Raw genomic sequence first — 22,242 nt, forward strand, 5'->3', positions numbered from 1 at the left:
CCTCGGACCCCGGGGGGTTTGCCCACCCGCCCGCCGTGCGGGGGGTTGGAGGGTGCGGCCCCTGGGGCTGCGCCCCAGACCCGCTGAGGGGCTCCGCCCCTCGGACCCCGGGGGGTTTGCCCACCCGCCCGCCCGTGCAGGGGGTTGCAGGGTCCAGCCCCTGGGGCTGCGCCCCAGGCCCCCTGAGGGGCTCCGCCCCTCGGACCCCGGCGGGGGCTGCGCCCCCAGCACCCCCGTATCGCGCCCCAAGGGCGCTCATCCTCAAACGCGCCGGGCGGCCTCCGCTACTTACGGCTGAGGGTTTGAGCGTCCCCGTTGTCAGGATCTCCCACGCCGCGCCGCATTTTCGGATGCGCCCTTGAGCCGGCGAATTCCCACGGGTTGCCGTCGCAGACGGTGGTCCACACCTTCTCCGCCTGCTTGTCGTCGGGATACGCGCCCCACTTGCCGGTGCCGCTGCACTCCGACACCTTGTCGCCGTCGCCATTGAACTCGGCAAGGTTGGTTGCGACGACGGTGCCGTCGTTCTCGAAGAGCAGGGTTCCGGTATCGCCCTCGGTCCAGGTGCCGACAATGTCGGGCCGAGCCAGTGTCTGTGGCTGCCCCATGCACCCCGTGGCCAGCGTCAGCCCCGCGACCGCCAAGACCACCCCACGCAACCCCGCAGCGACTCGCCCTCGTTCATCACGCATGACTCCCCCTTGCGCACGTCAAGCCCTGCTTGCTTCGCACAGCAGATCGCCTGGCGCTCACACTGCCACGATGGTTGAACATGTTCAACTCTGCTCGATGCGCACTGACAACCTCAGGTGGACGTAGTCGTAGCCCTCGTCGCCGGGCAACTTGGCGGGGCGACGGCGTCGCGGGCCGAAGCGGGAGCGGATCGGAGGTGTCCCGCGCATCAGCGGAAAGGGTCAGGCGGGTTGGGGGCGCGGGGAACTGCGCGTACCCCCGGCACCCCCGGCACCCCCGGCATCCCCAGCGGCGCCTACCCCCGACCCGGCAACCCCGGTCGGGCCCGGTTGGGGGTGGTGGTGTAGTCGGGGGGGCGGGAGGCGGGGTGGAGGGGGAGGAGGTCCAGGGCCAGTTGGACCGCGTCGTCCAGTTGGGCGTGGCGGCCCTCGGCCCAGTCCAGGGGGGTGCGCAGGATCTCCAGATCCGGCTCCACCCCGTGGTTCTCCACCCCCCACCCGTACTCGTCGAACCACGCCGCGTTCATCGGCACGGTGATCACCGTGCCGTCCCCCAGTACATGACGGCCCGTCATGCCCACCACCCCGCCCCAGGTGCGCTGACCCACCACCGGGCCCAGCTTCAGGAGGCGGAAGGCCGCCGTGATCATGTCGCCGTCGGAGGACGTCGCCTCGTCGGCCAGCGCCACCACCGGGCCCCGGGGCGCGTTCGAGGCGTAGGAGACGGGGGTCGCGTGGCGGGTCAGGTCCCAGCCCAGGATGCGGCGGGTGAGCTTCTCCACCACCAGCTCGCTGATGTGGCCGCCCGCGTTGCCCCGCACGTCCACGATGAGCGCGGGGCGGCTGACCTCCAGGCGCAGATCGCGGTTGAACTGGGCCCAGCCAGAGCCGCCCATGTCGGGGATGTGCAGATAGCCGCACTTGCCGCCGCTCAACTCCCGTACCACGCCCCGGCGTTTGGCCACCCAGTCCTGGTAGCGCAGGGGGCGTTCGTCGACCAGCGGGACCACCGCGACCCGGCGCGAGCGGCCCTCGCCCTCGGCGGGGCGGAAGGTCAGCTCGACCGTGGTGCCGCCCGCGCCCGCCAGGAGGGGGTAGGGGCCCGCGACCGGGTCGACCGGGCGGCCGTCGACGTGCGTGAGCTCCGCCCCCTCGCGGATGCCCGCGCCCGCGAGCGGCGAGCGGGCCTTGGAGTCGGAGGAGTCGCCGGGCAGGATGCGCCGGATCAGCCAACTGCCGTCCCGGCAGACCAGGTTGGCGCCGAGCAGGCCCTGGGCGCGCTGGTAGTGCGGGGGACCCTCGTTGCGCCGGGCGGCGGTGACGTAGGCGTGCGAGGTGCCCAGTTCGCCGAGGACTTCGCGCAGGAGGTCCGCGAACTCGTCGGGGGAGGCCACCCGTTGGACCAGCGGGCGGTACTGGTCGAGCACCGCCGGCCAGTCGATGCCGCACATGTGGGGTTCCCAGAAGTACGCGCGGATGATGCGGCCCGCCTCCTCGTACGCCTGGCGCCACTCCAGGGCCGGGTCGACCTCGTGCAGGATGCGGCGCAGGTCGAGGTAGACGGTGGAGTCGTTGTCGCCCGGCTCGGTGGCGGGCACCGCGCGCAGCTCGCCCTCGTCCACGACGACGAGCCGGCTGGCGTCGCCGCTGACCGCGAAGTGGTCGAGGTGGTCGACCAGTTCGGTCCTGCGGGCCTTGGAGATGTTGAAGTGCTCCAGGGTGGGGCGGCCCGAGGTGTCGGCGGGGTTGGCGAAGGTCTCGCCGAGTGCGCCCGAGATGGGCCAGCGCAGCCAGACCAGGCCGCCGCCCGCAACCGGGTACAGGGCCGAGTACTTGGAGGCGGAGACCGGGAACGGCGTGACCCGGCTCTCCAGCCCCTCCGCCTCCACCGTCACCGTGCCGTCGCCCGAGTCGTCGAGCGGGTCGAGGCCGCCGGCCGCGGGCCGTCCGTCGGGGGAGAGCGCGAAGGGGGACGGGGTCGCCGAGTTGAGCGGGACGAGGTAGGGGCGGCAGCCCAGCGGGAAGGACAGGTCCCCGGTGTGCACGTCGTACACCGGGTCGAAACCGCGCCAGGACAGGAACGCCAGATAGCGCCCGTCGCTGGTGAACACCGGGTTCTCGTCCTCGAAGCGGCCGTCGGTGACGTCCACGACGGTGCGGGGGCCGGGCCCGGCGATACGGGCCATCTTGATCTGGCGCAGCGAGCGGCCGATGCCGGGGTGCGACCAGGTCAGCCACGCACCGTCGGGGGAGAAGGCGAGGTCGCGCACGGGGCCGTTGAGGGAGCGGATCAGCTCGGTGACCTCGCCGGTGGACTCCTCGGTGACGTCGATGAGCAGCAGCCGGCCGTCGTGGGCGGCGAGCGCCAGGCGTTCGCCCTCCGGGTCGGACACCATCTCCAGCACCCGGCCGAGTTCGCCCGCCGCGAGCCGCCGCGGTTCGCGGTCGCCGCTGGCCCGCGGCAGATAGGCGATCTCCACGGCGTCCTCGCCGTCGGCGTCGGTGATGTAGGCGACCTGGCCGCCGCTGCCCAGCATCTCCGGCAGCCGCACCCGTACGCCGGGGGTGTCGGCGATGGTGCGGGCCGGGCCGTCGCGGTGGGTGAGCCAGTACAGGCTGCCGCGCACCACGACGGCGCTGGCCCGGCCGGTGGTGTCGACGGACAGCGCGTCCACGTGGTTGGCGGCCGGCACCTGGTAGCTGCGCCGCCCGGCGCGCGGCCCGCCCAGGCGGACGTCCAGTTTGCGCGGCTGCGAGTCGGGGGTGAGCTCGTCCACGATCCACAGGTCGCCCGCGCACTGGTAGACCACCCGGCGGCCGTCGCTGGAGGCGTGCCGGGCGTAGAAGGCGTCGTGGTCGGTGTGCCGGGTCAGGTCGCTGCCGTCGGGCCGGCAGGAGTACAGGTTGCCGACGCCTTCGTGGTCGGAGAGGAAGGCGATGCGGCCGGCCACGAACATCGGCGCGTCCAGGTGGCCGCCGATGCCGGGCAGCAGACGATCGCCGTGCAGCCACAGGCGGCCGGTGGCGCCGCCGCGGTAGCGCTTCCAGGCGGCCGGCTCGTGCGGCGGCTTCCCGGTGAGCAGCAGGGTGCGCCGCTCTCCTTCGACGTCGGTGACGGCGATGTCGGAGACCGGGCCCCAGGGCAGCTTGCCGCCGGGCGAGCCGTCGGTGGGCAGGCTGTAGGCCCAGGAGAAGTACGAGAACGGCTGGCCGTGCGAGGACACCGCGAGGATGTGGCCGTCGGGCGTCCAGCCGCACACCCGGGCGTCGGAGGATCCCCAGTACGTCAGACGGCGGGCCGGGCCGCCGGTGACCGGGGCCAGATGGATCTCCGGGTCCAGGCTGCGCCAGGTCGTGTACGCGATCGTGCTGCCGTCGGGCGAGAAGCGGGGGTGGCCGATCTTGGTGCGGTCGACCGTGACCCGCCAGGCGCGCGAAGGGCTGTGCCCGGCCGGGACCAGCGGGGCGACCCACAGGTCGTCCTCGGCGGCGAAACACAGCAAGTCGGCGTGCAGATGCGGGAACCGGAGGTACGCGGCGTCGTCACTCACCCCCCAATGCTTTCCGCGGGGAAGGGGTGCGGCAACTCGTGGGAGGGGGTGATTCCGCGCCCGCGGTCCCACGGAGGGAGCGCGCCGGGGGTTTTATCCGGTTCTCACACCTGTGGTCGAGAACACAAGCGAAACGGTTCCGTTTCGCTTCGGGCCCCGGTTACCTTCGTACGGTACGCACAAGGAGAGGAGGTCGGACATGGCGGGCAGGCTCACCCCGGAACGCGCGGCGGAGCTCTACGAAACCGTGCTCGACCTGCTGCGCGAGGTCGGTTACGACGCCCTCACCATGGACGCCGTCGCCACCCGCACCCGTGCCAGCAAGGCCACCCTCTACCGCCAGTGGGGGAGCAAGCCCGAGCTGGTGGCCCGGGCGCTGCGGCACAACAAGCCGGTCGCTCTCGCCGAGATCGACACCGGCTCGCTGCGCGGCGACTTCCAGGCGATGGTCGCCCGCGAGGACGACTGCCAGATGGAGAAGGACTCCGCGCTGATGCGGGGTCTGATGCGGGCCGTCCACGACAACCCCGAGCTGCACAAGGCGCTGCGCGAGGTACTGATCGAGCCGGAGATCACCGGGCTCGGCACGGTGCTGCGGCGCGCGGTGGAGCGCGGTGAGGTCGCCGCGGACAACCGCGCCCTTCCCTATGTCGTACACATGATGGTCGGCGCCTTCGCCGCCCGGCAGTTCATCGAGGACCGCCCGGTCGACCAGGCCTTCCTCGCCGACTACCTCGACGCCGTGGTCCTCCCCGCCCTCGGCGTCTCCGGCTAGGTCACCCGCCGAGCCTCCCCGCGCCGTACCCGCCCCACCTGACGCACGCCGCTCTCGTCGTCGGGCTGGTTCCCCATGCCCTGCTGGTTCCACACGACTTGACCGGGAGTACGCCCTCGTGGCCACGTTCCTCTACCGCCTAGGCCGGTTCGCCTTCCGGCGCCGCCGCTACGTCGCCCTGGTGTGGGTGGCGCTGCTGGCGCTCGCCGGGTTCGGCGCGGCCTCCGCCTCCACCGCCACCTCCTCCTCGTTCTCCATCCCGGGCACCGAGGCGCAGCGCGCCTTCGACCTCCTCAAGGAGCGGTTCCCCAATCAGGCCGCCGACGGGGCCACGGCCCGCGTCGTCTTCAAGGCCCCGGCCGGCCAGAAGATGGCCGACCCGGCCAACAAGGCCGCCGTCGAGAAGACCGTGGCCGGCCTGAAGGCGGGCTCCGACCAGGTGGGCTCAGTCACCGACCCGTTCACCGGCGGAGCCGTCTCGCAGAACGGCCAGGGCTCCATCGCGTACCTCCAGGTCTCGTACAAGGTCAACGCGATGGAGCTGACCGACGACACCCGGGACGCGCTCAAGAAGAGCGGCGAGACGGCCCAGCGGGCCGGGCTCACCGTGGAGATCGGCGGTGACGCGCTCCAGGCCATGCCGGAGACCGGCTCCGGCGAGATCGTCGGCGTGGTCATCGCCGGGCTCGTCCTGGTGATCACCTTCGGTTCGCTCGTGGCGGCGGGGCTTCCGCTGCTCACCGCGATCATCGGCGTGGGCATCGGCGTCTCCACCATCACGGCGCTGGCCAATGTGCTGGACCTCGGCTCGACCACGTCCACCCTGGCGATGATGATCGGGCTCGCGGTCGGCATCGACTACGCGCTCTTCATCGTCTCCCGCTACCGGGCCGAGCTGGCCGAGGGCAGGGAGCGCGAGGAAGCCGCCGGACGGGCGGTGGGCACGGCCGGATCCGCGGTCGTCTTCGCCGGTCTGACCGTGGTCATCGCGCTCGTCGGCCTCGCCGTCGTCAACATCCCGATGCTCACCAAGATGGGCGCCGCCGCGGCCGGCACGGTCTGCATCGCGGTCCTCATCGCGCTCACGCTGATACCCGCGCTGCTCGGCTTCGCCGGCCGGCGCGTGCTCGGCCGCAAGGCCCGCAAGGCGTACGAGCGCGGCGAGCCGGCCGCCGAGGGCAAGCCCAACATGGGCACCCGCTGGGCGAGCTTCGTGCTGCGCAGGCCGGTGTGGGTGCTGCTCGTCGGCGTCATCGGGCTCGGCGCGGTCGCGCTGCCCGCGAGCTCCCTCCAGATGGGCCTGCCGGACGACGGCTCGCAGCCGACCTCCACCACCCAGCGCCGCGCCTACGACACCCTCTCCGAGGGCTTCGGGCCGGGCTTCAACGGGCCGCTGATGATCGTCGTGGACGGCAAGGGCGCGGCCGGCGGCGTCAAGGGCGCGGCCGACGCCACGGTCGCCGCGATCAAGAAGCTCCCGGACGCGGGTCCGGTGCTGCCGCCCGCGTACAACACGAAGACCGGCGACGACACGGCGACGATCACGGTCATCCCGAAGTCCAAGCCGTCCTCCACCGAGACCGAGGACCTCGTCCACTCGATCCGGGACACCGGCTCCTCGCTCAAGGCCGACACGGGCGCCAAGCTCCTGGTGACCGGTTCGACCGCGATGAACATCGACTTCTCGCAGAAGATGAACGACGCGCTGCTGCCCTACCTCGCGCTCGTCGTCGGCCTCGCCTTCCTGCTCCTGATGGTGGTCTTCCGCTCGGTCCTGGTCCCGCTGAAGGCGGCCCTCGGCTTCCTGCTCTCGGTGGTCGCCGCCCTGGGCGCGGTCGTCGCGGTCTTCCAGTGGGGCTGGCTCGGCTCGGTGTTCGGCGTCCAGCAGACCGGCCCGATCATGTCGATGATGCCGATCTTCATGGTGGGCGTGGTCTTCGGCCTCGCGATGGACTACGAGGTCTTCCTGGTGACCCGGATGCGCGAGGCGTACGTCCACGGCGAGCGGCCCGGTCAGGCGATCGTCACCGGGTTCAAGCACGGCGCCCGGGTGGTGACGGCCGCGGCCGTGATCATGATCGCGGTCTTCTCCGGCTTCATCGGCTCCAGCGAGCAGATGATCAAGATGATCGGCTTCGGCCTCGCCATCGCGGTCTTCTTCGACGCGTTCGTCGTCCGGATGGCGATCGTGCCGGCGGTGCTCGCGCTGCTCGGCGCGAAGGCCTGGTGGCTGCCGCGCTGGCTCGACCGGGTGCTGCCCAACGTGGACGTCGAGGGCGAGGGCCTGCGCAAGCAGCGGGCCGACGACGCCGACGGCGACCGCGAACTGGCGCGGGTCTGACCCTTACCCCCAGAACGCCGGGACCCCGCCGAGCGGCCGCGGGTCCCGGCCGACGCGGGCGGCCTGTGGGGACGGGACCGCCGGCGCCCATCGGCCCCCCGTGCGCACCGCGCACGGGGGGCCGATGCGTGTGCCGCGGGTATCTAGTGCTGCCGGCCGGCCGTGGACGGCGCGGGCGTGGGCGGCGCCGGGGCCGGTGCGGGGCGGGCGTCGGTCGCGTAGGTGTGGCGCAGGAAGCGCACCAGGGGCGAGCTGTCGAACTGGACCACCGCCACCCCTTCCGGCGAGTGGAATTCGAGCACCGTCTGCGCCCGGCCGCACGGCCAGACGCTCACATCGCCCCGGCTGGCCGGGGCGCGCAGACCCGATTCGAGCAGGTCGCGCGGGAAGACCCACTCGTTGCCGCCGGGGAAGGCGAAGCAGACCGCGCCGGGGGAGCCGGACGCGTCGTAGCGCAGGGCCACCGGGACCGGGCGCGAGAGCGGGGCGTCCGTGACGACGCGGGCCCGGGCGTGGTCCTCCACCGCGAGCGGCGCGGCGGACGCGGCCGGACCGTCCGCGGGGCGCGGTGCGGTGCGGGACTCGGCGGAGGGGCGCCGGTCGTCGTCCTCGGCGTGATCCTCGGCTGCGGGGGACATGCGTCGCTCCTCACGCTGGGTGCTGCGGCTGATTACCGATTCGCGCTATTTGTATCCAATGTCCCATATTTTTCCGGTAAGCCTCCGGTGAGTCGGCTTGTCACCTGTCGCTCGGTCGCTTTTGCAAGAGGTTCGCAACAGGGCACTATCATCAAACGGTTCTGCGCACGCCCGCGCAGGGAAGAGGGCGCCACAGGAAATCGGAGTCCACCCATGCACGTACCCGACGGATTCATCAACGCACCTGTATCGGCCGTCACAGGCGTCGTCGCCGCCGCGGCCGTCGCCGTCAGCCTGCGCGGAGCGCGCCGGGAACTCGGGGGCGCCTCGCAGGCCCTGAGCGGCGCAGGAGAGAAGACGGCGCCGCTGGCCGGGCTGGTGGCGGCCTTCATCTTCGCCGTCCAGATGCTGAACTTCCCCGTCGCGGCCGGCACCAGCGGCCATCTGCTCGGCGGTGCGCTCGCCGCGATACTCGTCGGGCCGTACACGGGTGTGCTGTGCGTCTCCGTCGTCCTGTTGATGCAGGGCATCCTCTTCGCCGACGGCGGGCTCACCGCGCTCGGCGTCAACATCACCGACATGGCGATCACGACCACGGTCGTCGCCTACCTCGTCTTCCGCGGCCTGGTGAAGGTGCTGCCGCGCACCCGCCGCTCGGTGACCGCCGCCTCCTTCGTGGCCGCGCTGCTCTCGGTGCCGGCCGCCGCCCTCGTCTTCACCGCGATCTACGCGCTCGGCGGCACCACCGACGTGCCGATCACCAAGGTGCTCACCGCCATGGTCGGCGTGCACGTCCTCATCGGCCTCGGCGAGGCCGTCATCACCGCGTTCACCGTCGGCGCCGTCCTCGCCGTACGCCCCGACCTGGTGTACGGCGCCCGCGGTCTGAGCGCGCCGCTCAAGCTGCGCGTCGGCGGCCAACTCGTGGACGCGCCCGCGCCCGCCGCCGCACCGGCCGCCGCGCGCCCCGGCTCCACCAGGAAGGTGTGGGGCATCGGCATCGTCACCGCCCTGGTGCTCGCCGGATTCGTCTCCTTCTACGCCTCGGCCAGCCCCGACGGCCTGGAGAAGGTCGCCCACGACAAGGGCATCGACACCAAGACCAGCCAGCACGCCTCCGCCGACTCGCCGCTCGCCGACTACTCCGTCAAGGACGTCGGGGACGCGCGCCTGGCCGGCGGCCTGGCCGGCGTGATCGGCGTCGGCGTCACCGTGGCCGTGGGCAGCGGGGTGTTCTGGGCGCTGCGCAGGCGCCGTACCGAGCCCGCGCCCGAGCGCACCCCGGAAGCCGTCTGACATGGGAGCGGGCCACTCCCACCGGCTCTACCGGCACGGTCACTCGCCGGTCCACGCGCTGCCCCCGCACTGCAAGCTGGCGGCGGTGTTCCTGTTCGTCCTCGTCGTGGTGTCCACACCGCGCGAGGCGATGTGGGCCTTCGCGCTGTACGCCGTGCTGCTCGCCGCGGTGGCGGGCGCGGCCCGCATCCCGCCCGGCTACCTCCTCAAGCGGCTGCTCATCGAGATCCCCTTCGTGGCGTTCGCGGTGCTCATGCCGTTCGTGGTGCCCGGCGAGCAGGTGCACGTGCTCGGCGTCCCGCTGAGCGTGAGCGGTCTGTGGGGCGCCTGGAACGTGCTCGCCAAGGGCACCCTGGGCGTGGCCGCCTCCGTGATCCTCGCCTCCACCACCGAACTGCGCGCCCTGCTGCTCGGGCTCCAGCGCCTGCGGATGCCCCCGCTCCTGGTCCAGATCGCGTCCTTCATGATCCGCTACGGGGACGTCATCACCGACGAGATGCGCCGGATGTCCGTCGCCCGCCGCTCGCGCGGCTTCGAGGCCCGCGGCGTGCGCTCGTGGGGCGTCCTCGCGAAGTCGGCCGGCGCGCTCTTCATCCGCTCCTACGAACGGGGCGAGCGCGTGCACCTGGCCATGGTCAGCCGCGGCTACGCCGGGACGATGCCGGTCATCGACGAGGTGACGGCGACGGGTGCCCAGTGGGCCCGGGCCGTCGCGCTGCCCGCCGCGGCGCTCGCGGTGTGCCTCCTTGGCTGGACGCTGTGAGTCCGCGCGGCTGTGATGATGGTTCCCTCCCCCGCTACTCGTGAGGCCCCCGTGAACGTCCCCTCCCTCGAAGTGTCAGGCCTGGCCTTCGCCTACCCCGACGGCCACCAGGCGCTGTTCGGCGTCGACCTGACCGTGGGGCGCGGCGAGCGGGTCGCCCTGCTCGGCCCCAACGGCGCGGGCAAGACGACCCTGGTGCTGCACCTCAACGGCATCCTCGAAGGCGGCGCCGGATCGGTGACGGTGGCCGGGCTGCCCGTCGCGAGGAAGAACCTCGCCGAGATCAGGCGCCGGGTCGGCATCGTCTTCCAGGACCCCGACGACCAGCTCTTCATGCCGACCGTCCGCGAGGACGTCGCCTTCGGCCCCGCGGCCTCGGGGATGCGGGGTGCGGAGCTGGAGGAGCGGGTGACGCGGGCGCTGGCCCAGGTGGGGATGGCCGAGTACGCCGACCGGCCGCCGCACCACCTCTCGTTCGGCCAGCGGCGCCGGGTCGCGGTGGCGACGGTGCTCGCGATGTCGCCGGAGATCCTCGTCCTGGACGAGCCCTCGTCCAACCTGGACCCGGCCTCACGGCGCGAACTGGCAGACATCCTGCGGGAGTTGGACGTGACGGTGCTGATGGTCACGCACGACCTGCCGTACGCGCTGGAATTGTGCGGGCGGGCGGTGATCCTGAGCGAGGGGGTCATCGCGGCGGACGGGGCGACGGTGGACGTCCTGTCGGACACGGCGCTGATGCGGGCCCACCGCCTTGAACTCCCGTTCGGCTTCGACCCCCTGGCGGCGACGGGCCGGGCCTGACCCCGCGCCGGGGCCTCAGCCCCCGTGGGCCGTGCGCTGGAAGCCGGTGTTGACGGCGAGCAGGCCGCCGTCCACGCGCAGGGTGGTCCCGGTGACCCAGGACGCGTCGGACGAGGCCAGGAAGGCGACCGCCGCCGCGATGTCGTCGGGCTCGCCGACCCGGCCGAGCGGATAGGCGGGGGCCAGCCGGTCCAACTGGTCGGCGCGGTCCGCCCAGGCGGGGGTGCGGATGGTGCCCGGGTGGACCAGGTTGACCCGTACGCCCCGCGGCGCCGCGTCCCCGGCGAGGGTACGGGTCAGCGAGGCGAGGCCCGCCTTGGCGGCGCTGTAGGCGTGGTTGCCGAAGTCCTGCTCGCCGTTGACGGAGCCGATGTTCACGATCGCGCCCCGGCCGGAGGCGGCCAGGTGCGGAAGGGCGGCGCGGGCGCAGCGGAAGGCGCCGGTGAGCGTGACGTCGAGGTCGCGGGCCCACTCCCCGTCGTCCTCGTCCTCGAAGCGCTCGGCGTCCGGGGTGCAGGAGTAGGCGTTGTTGACCAGGACGTCGAGCCGCCCGAACTCCTCGGCGGCGAAGGCGACCGCGGCCTCCACCGAGGCCCGGTCCGACACGTCGCAGTGCCGGGCCACCGCCCCCTTCAGGCCGGCCGCGGTGGCCTCGGCGCCCGGCAGATCGACGTCCGCCACGAGGACCTGGGCGCCCTCGGCGGTGAGCCTGCGGGCGATGGCGGCGCCGATGCCGCGTGCCGCGCCGGTGACCAGCGCGGTGTGTCCGTGGAAGCGTGCGATGCCGGGGGCCGTCTCAGGATGCGTCATACGACCGAACGTAGCGCCCGCACCAGGGCCTGGGCACGGGGATCGGCGGTCACGCCCTTTTGCAGGCCGTTGGTCACATAGCCGAACGCCAGGCCCGACTCGGGGTCGGCGAACCCGAGCGAGCCGCCGCGGCCCGGGTGGCCGAACGATCCCGCGGCCAGTAGCGGGGAGGCGGGGCCGTGCAGCATGTAGCCGAGGCCGAAGCGGGTGTTGACGACCAGGACCCGGTCGGGACCCGCGCTCTCCTCGGTGCGGGCGAGGGTGAGCGTCGCGGGCGCGAACAGCCGTGGCCCGCCGTCGACTTCACCCATCGTGGCGGCGTAGAAGCGGGCCAGCGCGCGGGCGGTGGAGATGCCGGCGGACGCGGGGAGTTCGGCGGCGCGGTAGCCGGGGTCGTTCTCGTCGGGCAGCGGGTCGATCGCGCCGAACGCGCGCCGGGTCGGCGAAGCGGGGTCGCCATAGGCCTCGGCGACGGCGCGCTTGGGCCGCAGCCGCAGGCCGCCGTCCCCGTCGGGCGCCTCCACGGGGCCTACCCGGCCCACCCGGTGCGCCTCCGCGTCGGGGACGCCGAGCCAGAAGTCCAGGCCGAGCGGGTCGGCGATCTCCTGCGCGAACCAGCGCCCGATGGTGCGGCCCGTGACGCGCCGGACGAGTTCGCCCAGCAGCCAGCTGTACGTCTGGGCGTGGTAGCCGTGCGCGGTGCCGGGCTCCCACAGCGGGGTCTGGGCCGCGACGGCCGCGGGCCCGGACGCGCCGTCCATGGCCTCGGCCGGGGTCAGCGGGCGGTCGAGGACGGGGACGCCGGCGCGGTGCGCCAGGAGGTGGCGGACCAGGGTGCGGTCCTTGCCCGCGGCCTTGAACTCCGGCCAGTACGTCGACACCGGGGCGTCCAGGTCGAGGCGGCCGCGCTGGTGCAGCAGCAGGGGGACGGCCGCGGCCACGCCCTTGCTCGCCGAGCGGACGATCTGGGCCGTGTCCAGGGCCCAGGGGGCCGTTCCGTCCACGTCCTTGGCGCCGGCCCACAGGTCGACGACCTTCCGGCCGTCGCGGTATACGGCCACGGCGGCGCCGCGGTCGCCCCGGTGCGCGAAGTTCCGCACGAAGGCGGCCTCCACCGGCTCGTAGCCCGGTGCCACGGCGCCCTGTACGTCCACATCAGCTCCCACCCTGCGAATCCCTTGTCCCCCCATGGTGCCCGAGCCCCCCGCGAAGGCCTCGCGGGGGCTTGCCGGGGCGGGCCGAGGGGGTTGGGCGCTGGTCCACCTACAGGGGCGCGGGGAACTGCGCGACCGGCCCACGACGAGCCGCAGTCGACCACGCACCCGCGGAAGCGTGCACCCCGGTGCCGGGCACCTTCGTCCGCGGGCCGTGCGTGGCTGGTCGCGCAGTTCCCCGCACCCCTGGGGGGCTGACCTTCGCAGTCGTCCGCAGATCGTGCGTGGCTGGTCGCGCAGTTCCCCGCGCCCCTAGGGGGTTGGGGGCTGGGCGGCGCCGAGTGAATGGACCTGCGTTCCAAGGGAGTTGGGGGCCGAGGTCAGCCGGCGCGGAGGACGGTGGCCACGATCGGGCCGGCCGCATCCCCCCCATGCCCCCCGGACTGCACCAAGGCGGCAGCAGCAAGATCATCGCTGTACCCCGTGAACCAGCTGTCCGACTTGTTCTGCCCATCCTTCTCCGCGGACCCCGTCTTAGCCCCCTTGGCACCCCCCACCCCCGCCATCGCCCGGGTGGCCGTCCCGTACGGCGCCGTCGCGGTGATGTGCATCATCTCGCGCAGCTGCGCGGCGATCCCGGCCGGCAGCGGGTCGGCCTTGGCCAGCTCGCGGCCGTCCAGGGACTGCGGCACGATCACCGGCTGACGGAAGCGCCCCGACTCCGCGGTCGCCGCGACGGACGCCATGTCGAGCGGGCTCATCTGCACCTTGCCCTGCCCGATGTAGGCCGCCGCCGTCTCGGCACCCACCGACGCGGGCACGCTGCCGTCGAAGGACGGCACGCCGACCTTCCAGTCCTGGCCGATGCCGAAGTAATTGGCCGCGACGCGCCCCAGCGCCCCGTCGTCCTTCACGTCGTCGACGAGCTTGATGAAGGCGGTGTTGCACGACTTGGCGAAGCTCATCGAGAAGGGCTTGTTGTCCAGCGAGAAGTTGTCGAGGTTGTGGAAGGTGACGCCCTGCCACAACACGTCGGACGGGCACTCGGTGGGCCTGTCGGCGGCGGCCTTGCCCTTTTCGATCAGCATCGCCGCCGTGACGATCTTCATCGTCGAGCCGGGGGCGACCCGCCCCTGGAGCGAGGCCGGGAACTTGTCGTTCCGGTTGTCGGCGACCGCCCGTATCTCCCCGGTGCTGGGCTTCACCGCCACCACCGACGACTCGCCGAAGCGCTTGACCGCCTTCTCCGCGGCGGCCTGCACATCGGCGTCGAGGGTCGTGCGCAGCTTGCCGGGGGTGCCCTTCTGGAGGGTGACCAGGGTGCGCGCCGAGGTGCCCTCGCCCTCGATCCGCAGCTCGACACCGGGCGTGCCGTTCACCTTGTCGCCGTACTTCTCGCGCAGCCCGTCCAGGATCGCGCCGAGCGAGGGGAAAGCGTCCTTGCTCAGCGGCCGGTCCTTGTAGTCGACGGCCTCGATCTCCGGGTTCCGCGCCTGGTCGGTCACCAGGTGCTCGCCCTTCTTCAGCTGCGGGTGCAGCACCGCGGGCTGCCAGTCCACGAGCGCCCGGTGCGTGTTCTGGCCGCGTACGACGGTGAGTTGGGAGGCGTAGGACAGCGGCGCGCTCCTGCCGCCGAGCGAGACCTCGGCCTTGACCGTGTAGGGCACGACCGCGCCGTTGGGCGCGCCCGGCGTGACCGTCACGTTCGTGATGTGCGCCTGGTCGCGGAAGCCGGTCAGCGCCGCCGAGGCGTCCGCCTGGTTGTTGGTCAGGGCCGCCGCCGCCGGCGCGTCGCCCTTGGCCCAGGCCTGGAGGAAGCCGGTGGAGGCCTCCTTGATCTCGTCCGCCCCCAGCGGTCCGGTACGGGCCGGCGCCCCTTGGGTGTGCGTCCCGCCCGGGCCCGTGTCGTCGCCCCCGCCCACCATCGTGTAGGCCCCGTACGCCACACCGCCGGCGGCCACCACGAACACCCCGCCGACGATGGCCGCCTTCGCTCCGCTGCGCATCCCGCTGTTCCCCTCCCCAGGAGCCCCCGAACCTCTTGAACGTGTTCAAGGGTCACGTCCGGGTGACTCTACGGGACGGGAGTGACACCGGGTCCGGCAGTTGTCCGAACGGTTACCTGAACGCGACCGGCGTCACACCCAGGTGTCCAGCCACATCCGGCTGCGCCAGCCGTCCAGCGGAATGGGCGTACCGGTGTAGATCGGCCAGAAGTACACGAAGTTCCAGATGATGAGCAGAACGAGCACCCCGGCCCCGATCACCCCGACCGCCCGGCGCCGCTCCGGTGTGCCCGGCGGCCCCACGATCGCCCCGATCATCATCGTCACGGCCAGACACAGGAACGGCACGAAGACGACCGCGTAGAAGAAGAAGATCGTCCGCTCCTGGTACAGGAACCACGGCAGGTAGCCCGCCGCGATGCCGCACGCGATGGCGCCCGCCCGCCAGTCGCGCCGGAAGAACCAGCGCCACAGCACGTACAGGACCGCGAAGCAGCCGGCCCACCAGAGCAGCGGGGTGCCGAGCGCGAGGACCTCCGAGGCGCACTTGCCGCCGGCCCCCGAGGGGCAGCCGCCGGTGCCCGGGTCGGGGCTCTCGTAGTAGTACGAGACCGGCCGGCCCAGCACCAGCCAGCTCCACGGGTTCGACTGGTAGGTGTGGCCCTCGGTGAGGCCGACGTGGAAGCTGTAGACCTCGGTCTCGTAGTGCCAGAAGCTGCGCAGCGAGGCCGGCACCCAGCTCAGGTCGAACTGGGGCAGGTGGTCGAGGGTGCCGAGGAGCGGCAGCTTGACGTGGTCGGGGGACAGGCCCGCGCGGCCGTCCGCCCAGTGCCGCCCGTAACCCTTGTCGGTGGCGAACCAGCCCGTCCAGGTCACCATGTACGTGGCGAGCGCGACCGGCACCGTGGACAGGAACGCCCAGGGGGCGTCCCGGCGCAGCACTGCCCGGTAGGGACTGTGCGCGCCCGCGACGCGCCGGGCACCGGCGTCCCACAGGACGGTCATCACACAGAAGAAGACCAGGACGTACAGGCCGTTCCACTTGGTGCCGCAGGCCAGGCCCAGCATGACCCCGGCCGCGAGCCGCCAGGGCCGCCACCCGAAGCGCAGCGACGCCGCGATCCCGGCGTCCGGGCGCAGTTGCCCGGTTTCGTCCTCGGGCAGCGCGGCCGCGAGCCGGGCCCGCGTACGGTCGCGGTCCACCAGGAGGCAGCCGAACGCGGCGAGCACGAAGAACATCAGGACGGTGTCGAGCAGCGCGGTGCGGCTCATCACGAAGTGGAGGCCGTCGACCGCGAGCAGGGTGCCCGCCAGGCAGCCGAGGAACGTCGAGCGGAACAGCCTGCGCCCGATCCGGCACAGCAGCAGCACCGACAGGGTGCCGAGCACCGCGACCATGAAGCGCCAGCCGAACGGCGTGAAGCCGAACAGCTTCTCGCCGATGCCGATCAGGTACTTGCCGACCGGCGGGTGCACCACGTAGCCCGGCGCGGTCGGCACCGAGATGAGGTCCGGGTTGGCGAGGATCGACTTGTCGATGTCCTTCGGCCAGTCGCCCTCGTAGCCGTGGTTGATGAGCGCCCAGGCGTCCTTGGCGTAGTACGTCTCGTCGAATATCACCGCGTGCGGGGAACCCAGGTGCCAGAACCGCATGACGCCCGCGACCAGGGTCACCAGGAGCGGCCCCGCCCACGCCGCCCAGCGCACCAGGCGCGCCGCGCCCTCGGGACCGATGCCGAGGACCGCCACCAGCTGGCCCGATGGCCGGGCGAACGGCGGCACCAGACGCTCGCGCAGTCCGGTCCTTGGCCGCGCGACATGGCCGAACCGGCGCATGCGGTGCGGCCAGGAGGGCGGTTCGTCCCCGGCTTCTTGGCCCGTCAGGGTCTGTGGCGCAGTACTGGTCACCGCGCCATCGTAGGGAACCGGGCTGTGGGAGTCCCGTGGCCGGGCCCGGCGGTCCCGGACCCGCCGGGCTGCGAGGATGGTCGGTGTGACCGGAACACTCGTACTCGCAGGCACCCCCATCGGCGACACCGCGGACGCCCCGCCCCGGCTCGCCGCCGAACTGGAGCGGGCCGACGTCGTGGCCGCCGAGGACACCCGGCGCCTGCGCCGCCTCACCCAGGCGCTCGGGGTGCACACCCGGGGCAGGGTCGTGTCCTACTTCGAGGGCAACGAGTCGGCGCGCACCCCCGAACTCGTCGAGGCCCTCGAGAACGGCTCGCGGGTGCTGCTCGTGACGGACGCGGGCATGCCGTCGGTGTCCGACCCGGGCTACCGCCTGGTCGCGGCCTGCGTCGAGAAGGACATCAAGGTCACGGCGGTGCCGGGGCCCTCTGCGGTGCTCACCGCGCTCGCGCTGTCCGGCCTTCCCGTGGACCGCTTCTGCTTCGAGGGCTTCCTGCCGCGCAAGGCGGGCGAGCGCCTGGGCCGCCTGCGCGAGGTCGCGGACGAGCGGCGCACGCTCGTCTACTTCGAGGCCCCGCACCGCCTGGACGACACCCTTGCCGCGATGGCCGAGGTGTTCGGCGCCGAGCGGCGCGCGGCGGTGTGCCGTGAACTGACCAAGACGTACGAGGAGGTCAAGCGCGGCCCGCTGAAGGACCTCGCGGTGTGGGCGGCCGAGGGCGTGCGCGGCGAGATCACGGTGGTGGTCGAGGGCGCCCCGGAGAGCGGGCCGTCCGACCTCGACGCGGCCGAGCTGGTGCGGCGGGTGCAGGTGCGCGAGGAGGCGGGCGAGCGGCGTAAGGAGGCCATTGCGGCGGTCGCCGCCGAGACCGGTCTACCCAAGCGCGAGGTGTTCGACGCGGTGGTCGCGGCAAAGAACGCGGCACGTCAGAGCCCCGCGGACGGTAAAGGACTATCGTAAAAAGTAAAACGCAGGCCGCGCACCAGGGCGGACAAAAGGGCGCAGCTCTAGGAAAGGCCAAGTCCCCACCAACTCTCGACAGCACCTGATGCGTTTTGGCAGCGAAAGGCGTCTCCTGGATCGGGGACCTTTTCGCCCCCGCTCGCAAGAGCGCTCGCAAGAGCTTGTCCAGCGGACAAGAGGAGCCGGCACATGAGTGAGATCGCAGAGACCACGGCACACGAGGCGTACGCCTTCGCGTGCATGAGGTGCGGATACGGCTGGGAACAGGCGTACGAGATAGAGCACCACGTAGACGCCACTGGCCAGGCATTCGTCATATACAAGGCCAACGGCGACCGGGTGCCGTCCCCGCTGTCCGCCCCCACCTGCCTCAACTGCGGCGGGCACGTGGTGCGCATCATGCGCTCGGGCCGGGTGTCCTCCGCCCAGCAGGGGATGATCCAGTACCGGGCGCCCGCCCCGACGCAGCCCGCCCCCCAGGGCGGGGCCGACGCCGCCGACGTGAAGCCGGAGCACCACTGGCACCTGTCGGACCTGCTGCATCCCTTCCACCGCAAGTGACCGGGAGCGCGTGACCGACCCGCCGCGCGGGGCCGGGGCGTACGTGACCGACCCGCCGCGCGGGGCGGGGGCGTACGTGACCGCCCGCGCCCGACCGGGCGGCGCGCGCCTTTCGTAGGATCGGCGCCATGAGCGCCAAGGATGCCCCGCCCCCGCTGCCCGAACCGCTCGCGGTGGCGGTGGCCGATTCGCACACCCACCTCGACATGCAGGACGGCACGGTCGAACAGGCCCTGCACAAGGCCGCGGCCGTCGGCGTCACCACCGTGGTCCAGGTGGGCTGTGACGTGAAGGGCTCCCAGTGGGCCGCGGACACCGCCCGGGCGTACGAGCCGGTCCACGCGGCCGTCGCCCTGCACCCCAACGAGGCGCCCCGCATCGTCCACGGCGACCCCGACGGCTGGTCGCGCCAGGGCGCCCGCGGGCCCGGCGGCGAGGGCGCCCTCGACGAGGCGCTCGCCGAGATCGAGCGGCTCGCGGCGCTGCCCTGGGTGAAGGCGGTCGGCGAGACCGGCCTCGATCACTTCCGCACCGGACCCGGGGGCAAGGCCGCCCAGGAGCGGTCCTTCCGGGCGCACATCGAGATCGCCAAACGGCACGGCAAGGCGCTCGTCATCCACGATCGCGAGGCACACGCCGATGTGCTGCGCATTCTGCGCGAGGAAGGCGCCCCCGAACGGACCGTCTTCCACTGTTATTCCGGCGACGCGGAAATGGCCGAACTCTGCGCGAAATCCGGGTACTTCATGTCCTTCGCGGGAAACATGACCTTCAAAAACGCCCAGCCGCTCAGGGACGCGCTCGCCGTGGCCCCGCAAGAACTCGTTCTCGTGGAGACCGACGCGCCGTTCCTCACACCGGCGCCGTACCGCGGACGGCCCAACGCGCCGTATCTCATTCCGGTCACGGTGCGCGCCATGGCGGCCGTGCGGGGGGTCGGGGAAGACGTGCTGGCCGCGGCGATCGCCGACAACACCGCGCGCGCGTTTGATTACTGAGAGGCAACGAAAGGCGCCCGTCGCGGGGCGGCGCGCAGGGTAGCGTCACGACACAGCGTGGTCGAGCCGCTTTGGAGAGTGACCGCCGCTCCGCTAGTGTCCCGGCCCGCACCACAGGACCGGACCCCTGGAGCGTCGTGAGCAATTCGCAGGGCAGTCACCGCGCCGCACGCGGCGGCCATCGCGCCGCGACCGCCACGCCCCCGCCCGGGTACGCCGACCGGGCAAACCCCGCGTACGCGCCGCCCGCGCCGCGCACGTCCGCGGACCCCGGCGCGCGGGCCTTCGCCGACCAGGAGACGTGGATCGCCCCGCTCCCGGTCCCCGAGCCGCGCGGCGACGGGTCCACGCGGGCGGAGTCCGGTCCGGGTGCCGACCCCGGCGGGCGGGCCGGGGCCCGGCGGGCCGCCCGGCGCCGCAGGACCGCGGGCGCGGGGCCCGACACGCTGCGCCGCCTGGTCCCGCAGGCCCTGGTCGTCGCGTTCCTCGCGGGCGGCACCTCCGCGTTCCTGGTCAGCGACAAGGCCGTCAAGCTGACCGTGGACGGCGTGCCGCGCACCATGCACACCTTCGCCGGCAGCGTCGAGGAACTCCTCGCCGACGAGCACGTGCCGGTCGGGGCGCACGACATCGTCGCCCCCGGCCGCGACGCCGACCTCAGCGGCGGCGACGAGGTCGTGGTGCGTTACGGCCGCCCCGTACAGCTCACCCTCGACGGGCAGCGCCGCCAGGTGTGGACCACCGCCCGCACCGTGGAGGGCGCCCTGCGCCAGCTCGGCGTACGGGCCGAGGGCGCCTATCTGTCGGCGTCCCGCTCCTCGGAGATCGGCCGGGCCGGGCTCGCCCTCGACGTCCGCACCGAACGCTCGGTGACCTTCCTCGCGGACGGGCGCGAACGCACCCTGCGCACCAACGCGGCCACCGTCGCCGAGGCCCTGACCGAGGCGGGCCTCTCGCTCCGGGGCCAGGACACCACCTCGGTGCCGCCCTCCTCCTTCCCGCGCGACGGACAGACCGTCACCGTGATGCGGATCAGCGGCACCAAGGAGGTGCGCGAGGAGGCGATCCCCTTCGCGGTCGAGAAGACCAAGGACCCGGACCTCTTCGCGGGCACCCAGCTCGTGGTCCGCCAGGGCGAGAAGGGTGCCCGCCGGGTCACCTACGCGCTGCGCACCGTCAACGGCGTCCGGCAGAGGCCGAAGAAGATCGCGGAGGAGGTCGTGCGCCGGCCCGTCACCGAGCGGATCAAGGTCGGCACCAAGGCGCTGCCCTCCTCGGTGGGCGGCGCCGACCACCTCAACTGGAGCGGCCTGGCCCACTGCGAGTCGGGCGGACGGCCCCGCGCCCTCGACCCGTCGGGCACCTACGGCGGGCTCTACCAGTTCGACCCGGGCACCTGGCACGCGCTCGGCGGCAGCGGCCGGGCCGAGCAGGCGCCCGCCGCCGAGCAGACCTTCCGGGCCAAGAAGCTCTTCGTGACCCGGGGGTCGAGCCCGTGGCCGCACTGCGGCCGTAGGCTGTATCGGTGAGCACCACTGAGCCCGACGCACTCCTTACCCCCGCCGACATCCGTGAACTGGCCGCAGCGCTTGGCGTACGCCCCACCAAGCAGCGCGGCCAGAACTTCGTGATCGACGCCAACACGGTCCGCCGGATCGTGCGGACCGCCGAGGTCCGCCCCGACGACGTGGTGGTGGAGGTGGGGCCGGGTCTCGGCTCGCTCACCCTGGCGCTCCTGGAGGCCGCCGAGCGGGTGGTGGCCGTCGAGATCGACGACACCCTCGCCGCCGCGCTGCCCGCGACCATCGAGGCGCGGATGCCCGCGCGCGCCCACCGCTTCTCGCTGGTCCACTCCGACGCGATGCTCGTCCAGGACCTGCCGGGCCCGCCGCCCACCGCGCTGGTCGCGAACCTGCCGTACAACGTGGCGGTCCCCGTCCTGCTCCACATGCTCGACCGCTTCCCGAGCATCGAGCGCACCCTGGTCATGGTCCAGGCGGAGGTCGCCGACCGCCTCGCGGCGAAGCCGGGCAACAAGGTGTACGGGGTGCCGTCGGTCAAGGCGAACTGGTACGCGGACGTGAAGCGGGCCGGCTCGATCGGCCGGAACGTGTTCTGGCCCGCGCCGAACGTCGACTCGGGCCTCGTGTCCCTGGTCCGCCGCTCCGCCCCGGTGGCGACGACGGCGAGCAAGTCGGAGGTGTTCGCGGTCATCGACGCGGCATTCGCCCAACGCCGCAAGACCCTGCGAGCGGCCCTGTCGGGCTGGGCGGGGTCGCCCGCGGCGGCGGAGGCGGCCCTGGTGGGGGCGGGGGTTTCGCCGCAGGAGCGGGGGGAGGGGTTGACGGTGGACCAGTTCGCGGCGATCGCGGAGCACCGTCCCCGGTAGGGCCCTGGGGGTTGGCTTTGGTGGCGCTGGGTCTTGGCGGCCCTGGCCTGGGTCGCCCCTCCCCGCCCCTTCCCGAAACCCTCCGGGGGAGTAGGTGGGCTGCGGACCGTGCTCGCTTCTCGCGCAGTTCCCCGCGCCCCTGGGGGTGCTGGGTGCCCGGGGGTTTGCGCAGTTCCCCGCGCCCCCTCAACCCCCGGTCATGTGCGGACCGTGCTCGCTTCTCGCGCAGTTCCTCGCGCCCCTGGCAGGGCTGGTGCCCGCCCGCATGTCGTGTGCGGCCTGCCTTGCGCAGTTCCCCGCGCCCCTTGGCGGGACGGTGCTGGCCCGCGCAGGCCACCTCAGCCCGTCCGGCGTTTGAGGACGAGCGCCGTTCAGGCGCGATGGGGGGTTCGGGGGCGCAGCCCCTGAGCAGGGGTGCAGGGGGCGGAGCCCCGCCGGGGTTCGAGGGGCGGAGCCCCTCGGGGGGTCTGGGGCGCAGCCCCAGGGGCCGGACCCATCCAACCCGCCGTTGGGCAAGCCCCCTCGGGGTCTGGGGCGGAGCCCCAGGGGCTCAACCCCGGCACCCCTCGTCACCCGCGGGCGGGTGGGC

17 protein-coding genes are annotated in these 22,242 nt (G+C 73.0%); 10 read left to right on the forward strand and 7 right to left on the reverse strand.

All coding sequences use genetic code 11. The features are described 5' to 3' along the window. Positions 1-284: 284 nt before the first annotated feature. Together ACGF3I_RS24420 and ACGF3I_RS24425 are read right to left on the reverse strand one after the other, a co-directional pair. On the reverse strand, positions 285-692 hold the full coding sequence (locus ACGF3I_RS24420; protein ID WP_393135380.1) for a hypothetical protein: 408 nt from the start codon (positions 690-692) through the stop codon (positions 285-287). A 296-nt stretch (positions 693-988) separates the two neighbouring features. Next, the gene (locus tag ACGF3I_RS24425) at positions 989-4,243 is read right to left on the reverse strand and encodes a S41 family peptidase (RefSeq protein WP_393135382.1); all 3,255 of its coding nucleotides are present in this window, start codon (positions 4,241-4,243) and stop codon (positions 989-991) included. A 199-nt stretch (positions 4,244-4,442) separates the two neighbouring features. On the opposite strand from ACGF3I_RS24425, the gene ACGF3I_RS24430 reads away from it, so the two are divergent. Both ACGF3I_RS24430 and ACGF3I_RS24435 read left to right on the forward strand, forming a co-directional pair. Then, positions 4,443-5,018, forward strand: a complete 576-nt coding sequence (locus tag ACGF3I_RS24430; protein ID WP_393135384.1) for a TetR/AcrR family transcriptional regulator — start codon at positions 4,443-4,445, stop codon at positions 5,016-5,018. A gap of 118 nt (positions 5,019-5,136) precedes the next feature. Next, complete coding sequence (locus ACGF3I_RS24435; RefSeq protein WP_393135386.1) at positions 5,137-7,359, forward strand: MMPL family transporter; 2,223 nt, start codon at positions 5,137-5,139, stop codon at positions 7,357-7,359. A 143-nt stretch (positions 7,360-7,502) separates the two neighbouring features. Here ACGF3I_RS24435 and ACGF3I_RS24440 read toward each other — a convergent pair whose 3' ends face one another. Beyond that, positions 7,503-7,997 carry an SsgA family sporulation/cell division regulator gene (locus ACGF3I_RS24440; RefSeq protein WP_393135388.1) on the reverse strand — a complete coding sequence of 165 codons (495 nt, stop codon included), beginning with the start codon at positions 7,995-7,997 and terminating at the stop codon, positions 7,503-7,505. A gap of 213 nt (positions 7,998-8,210) precedes the next feature. Between ACGF3I_RS24440 and ACGF3I_RS24445 the strand changes: the two genes are divergently transcribed. From ACGF3I_RS24445 to ACGF3I_RS24455, 3 genes are read left to right on the forward strand one after another with little or no spacing between them, the layout of a single operon-like run. Beyond that, complete coding sequence (locus ACGF3I_RS24445; protein WP_393135390.1) at positions 8,211-9,293, forward strand: energy-coupling factor ABC transporter permease; 1,083 nt, start codon at positions 8,211-8,213, stop codon at positions 9,291-9,293. A 1-nt stretch (position 9,294) separates the two neighbouring features. Continuing rightward, entirely contained in the window at positions 9,295-10,056 is a 762-nt protein-coding gene (gene cbiQ / locus ACGF3I_RS24450; protein ID WP_393135392.1) for a cobalt ECF transporter T component CbiQ, read from the forward strand. A gap of 18 nt (positions 10,057-10,074) precedes the next feature. Next, the gene (locus tag ACGF3I_RS24455; RefSeq protein WP_393135458.1) at positions 10,075-10,860 is read left to right on the forward strand and encodes an energy-coupling factor ABC transporter ATP-binding protein; all 786 of its coding nucleotides are present in this window, start codon (positions 10,075-10,077) and stop codon (positions 10,858-10,860) included. Positions 10,861-10,875: 15 nt separating this feature from the next. On the opposite strand, the gene ACGF3I_RS24460 is transcribed toward ACGF3I_RS24455, so the two are convergent. The 4 genes from ACGF3I_RS24460 to ACGF3I_RS24475 all read right to left on the reverse strand — a co-directional run bounded on the left by ACGF3I_RS24460 (position 10,876) and on the right by ACGF3I_RS24475 (position 16,738). Beyond that, the gene (locus ACGF3I_RS24460; RefSeq protein ID WP_393135394.1) at positions 10,876-11,670 is read right to left on the reverse strand and encodes an SDR family NAD(P)-dependent oxidoreductase; all 795 of its coding nucleotides are present in this window, start codon (positions 11,668-11,670) and stop codon (positions 10,876-10,878) included. Next, complete coding sequence (locus ACGF3I_RS24465) at positions 11,667-12,824, reverse strand: serine hydrolase domain-containing protein (protein WP_393135460.1); 1,158 nt, start codon at positions 12,822-12,824, stop codon at positions 11,667-11,669. Before ACGF3I_RS24465 ends, ACGF3I_RS24460 begins: the two co-directional genes overlap by 4 nt. A 380-nt stretch (positions 12,825-13,204) precedes the next feature. Next, positions 13,205-14,830 (reverse strand): penicillin-binding transpeptidase domain-containing protein, encoded by a 1,626-nt coding sequence (locus tag ACGF3I_RS24470; protein ID WP_393135396.1) that lies wholly within the window; start codon positions 14,828-14,830, stop codon positions 13,205-13,207. A 132-nt stretch (positions 14,831-14,962) separates the two neighbouring features. Next, positions 14,963-16,738, reverse strand: a complete 1,776-nt coding sequence (locus ACGF3I_RS24475; protein WP_393135398.1) for a dolichyl-phosphate-mannose--protein mannosyltransferase — start codon at positions 16,736-16,738, stop codon at positions 14,963-14,965. A 76-nt stretch (positions 16,739-16,814) separates the two neighbouring features. On the opposite strand from ACGF3I_RS24475, the gene rsmI reads away from it, so the two are divergent. The 5 genes from rsmI (at position 16,815) to rsmA (ending at position 21,653) form a co-directional block, all read left to right on the forward strand. After that, a complete protein-coding gene (gene rsmI / locus ACGF3I_RS24480) occupies positions 16,815-17,702 on the forward strand; it encodes a 16S rRNA (cytidine(1402)-2'-O)-methyltransferase (RefSeq protein WP_393135400.1) in 888 nt (295 codons plus the stop codon). Positions 17,703-17,894: 192 nt separating this feature from the next. Further along, entirely contained in the window at positions 17,895-18,266 is a 372-nt protein-coding gene (locus ACGF3I_RS24485; RefSeq protein ID WP_393135402.1) for a hypothetical protein, read from the forward strand. A 128-nt stretch (positions 18,267-18,394) separates the two neighbouring features. Next, complete coding sequence (locus ACGF3I_RS24490) at positions 18,395-19,264, forward strand: TatD family hydrolase (protein WP_393135404.1); 870 nt, start codon at positions 18,395-18,397, stop codon at positions 19,262-19,264. Positions 19,265-19,401: 137 nt separating this feature from the next. Further along, entirely contained in the window at positions 19,402-20,793 is a 1,392-nt protein-coding gene (locus tag ACGF3I_RS24495; RefSeq protein WP_393135406.1) for a ubiquitin-like domain-containing protein, read from the forward strand. Next, positions 20,790-21,653 carry a 16S rRNA (adenine(1518)-N(6)/adenine(1519)-N(6))-dimethyltransferase RsmA gene (gene rsmA, locus ACGF3I_RS24500; RefSeq protein ID WP_393135408.1) on the forward strand — a complete coding sequence of 288 codons (864 nt, stop codon included), beginning with the start codon at positions 20,790-20,792 and terminating at the stop codon, positions 21,651-21,653. Before ACGF3I_RS24495 ends, rsmA begins: the two co-directional genes overlap by 4 nt. Positions 21,654-22,242 lie beyond the last annotated feature (589 nt).

This window comes from Streptomyces sp. NPDC048111 (assembly GCF_043202815.1).
Classification (GTDB): Bacteria; Actinomycetota; Actinomycetes; order Streptomycetales; family Streptomycetaceae; genus Streptomyces.

Coding starts and splice junctions, on each gene's coding strand:
- ACGF3I_RS24445 (WP_393135390.1), top strand. CDS start 8,211: ATGCACGTACCCGACGGATTCATCAACGCACCTGTATCGGCCGTCACA.
- ACGF3I_RS24470 (WP_393135396.1), bottom strand. CDS start 14,830: ATGCGCAGCGGAGCGAAGGCGGCCATCGTCGGCGGGGTGTTCGTGGTG.
- ACGF3I_RS24455 (WP_393135458.1), top strand. CDS start 10,075: ATGGTTCCCTCCCCCGCTACTCGTGAGGCCCCCGTGAACGTCCCCTCC.
- cbiQ (WP_393135392.1), top strand. CDS start 9,295: ATGGGAGCGGGCCACTCCCACCGGCTCTACCGGCACGGTCACTCGCCG.
- ACGF3I_RS24485 (WP_393135402.1), top strand. CDS start 17,895: ATGAGTGAGATCGCAGAGACCACGGCACACGAGGCGTACGCCTTCGCG.
- ACGF3I_RS24460 (WP_393135394.1), bottom strand. CDS start 11,670: ATGACGCATCCTGAGACGGCCCCCGGCATCGCACGCTTCCACGGACAC.
- rsmI (WP_393135400.1), top strand. CDS start 16,815: ATGGTCGGTGTGACCGGAACACTCGTACTCGCAGGCACCCCCATCGGC.
- ACGF3I_RS24420 (WP_393135380.1), bottom strand. CDS start 692: ATGCGTGATGAACGAGGGCGAGTCGCTGCGGGGTTGCGTGGGGTGGTC.
- ACGF3I_RS24440 (WP_393135388.1), bottom strand. CDS start 7,997: ATGTCCCCCGCAGCCGAGGATCACGCCGAGGACGACGACCGGCGCCCC.
- ACGF3I_RS24490 (WP_393135404.1), top strand. CDS start 18,395: ATGAGCGCCAAGGATGCCCCGCCCCCGCTGCCCGAACCGCTCGCGGTG.
- ACGF3I_RS24430 (WP_393135384.1), top strand. CDS start 4,443: ATGGCGGGCAGGCTCACCCCGGAACGCGCGGCGGAGCTCTACGAAACC.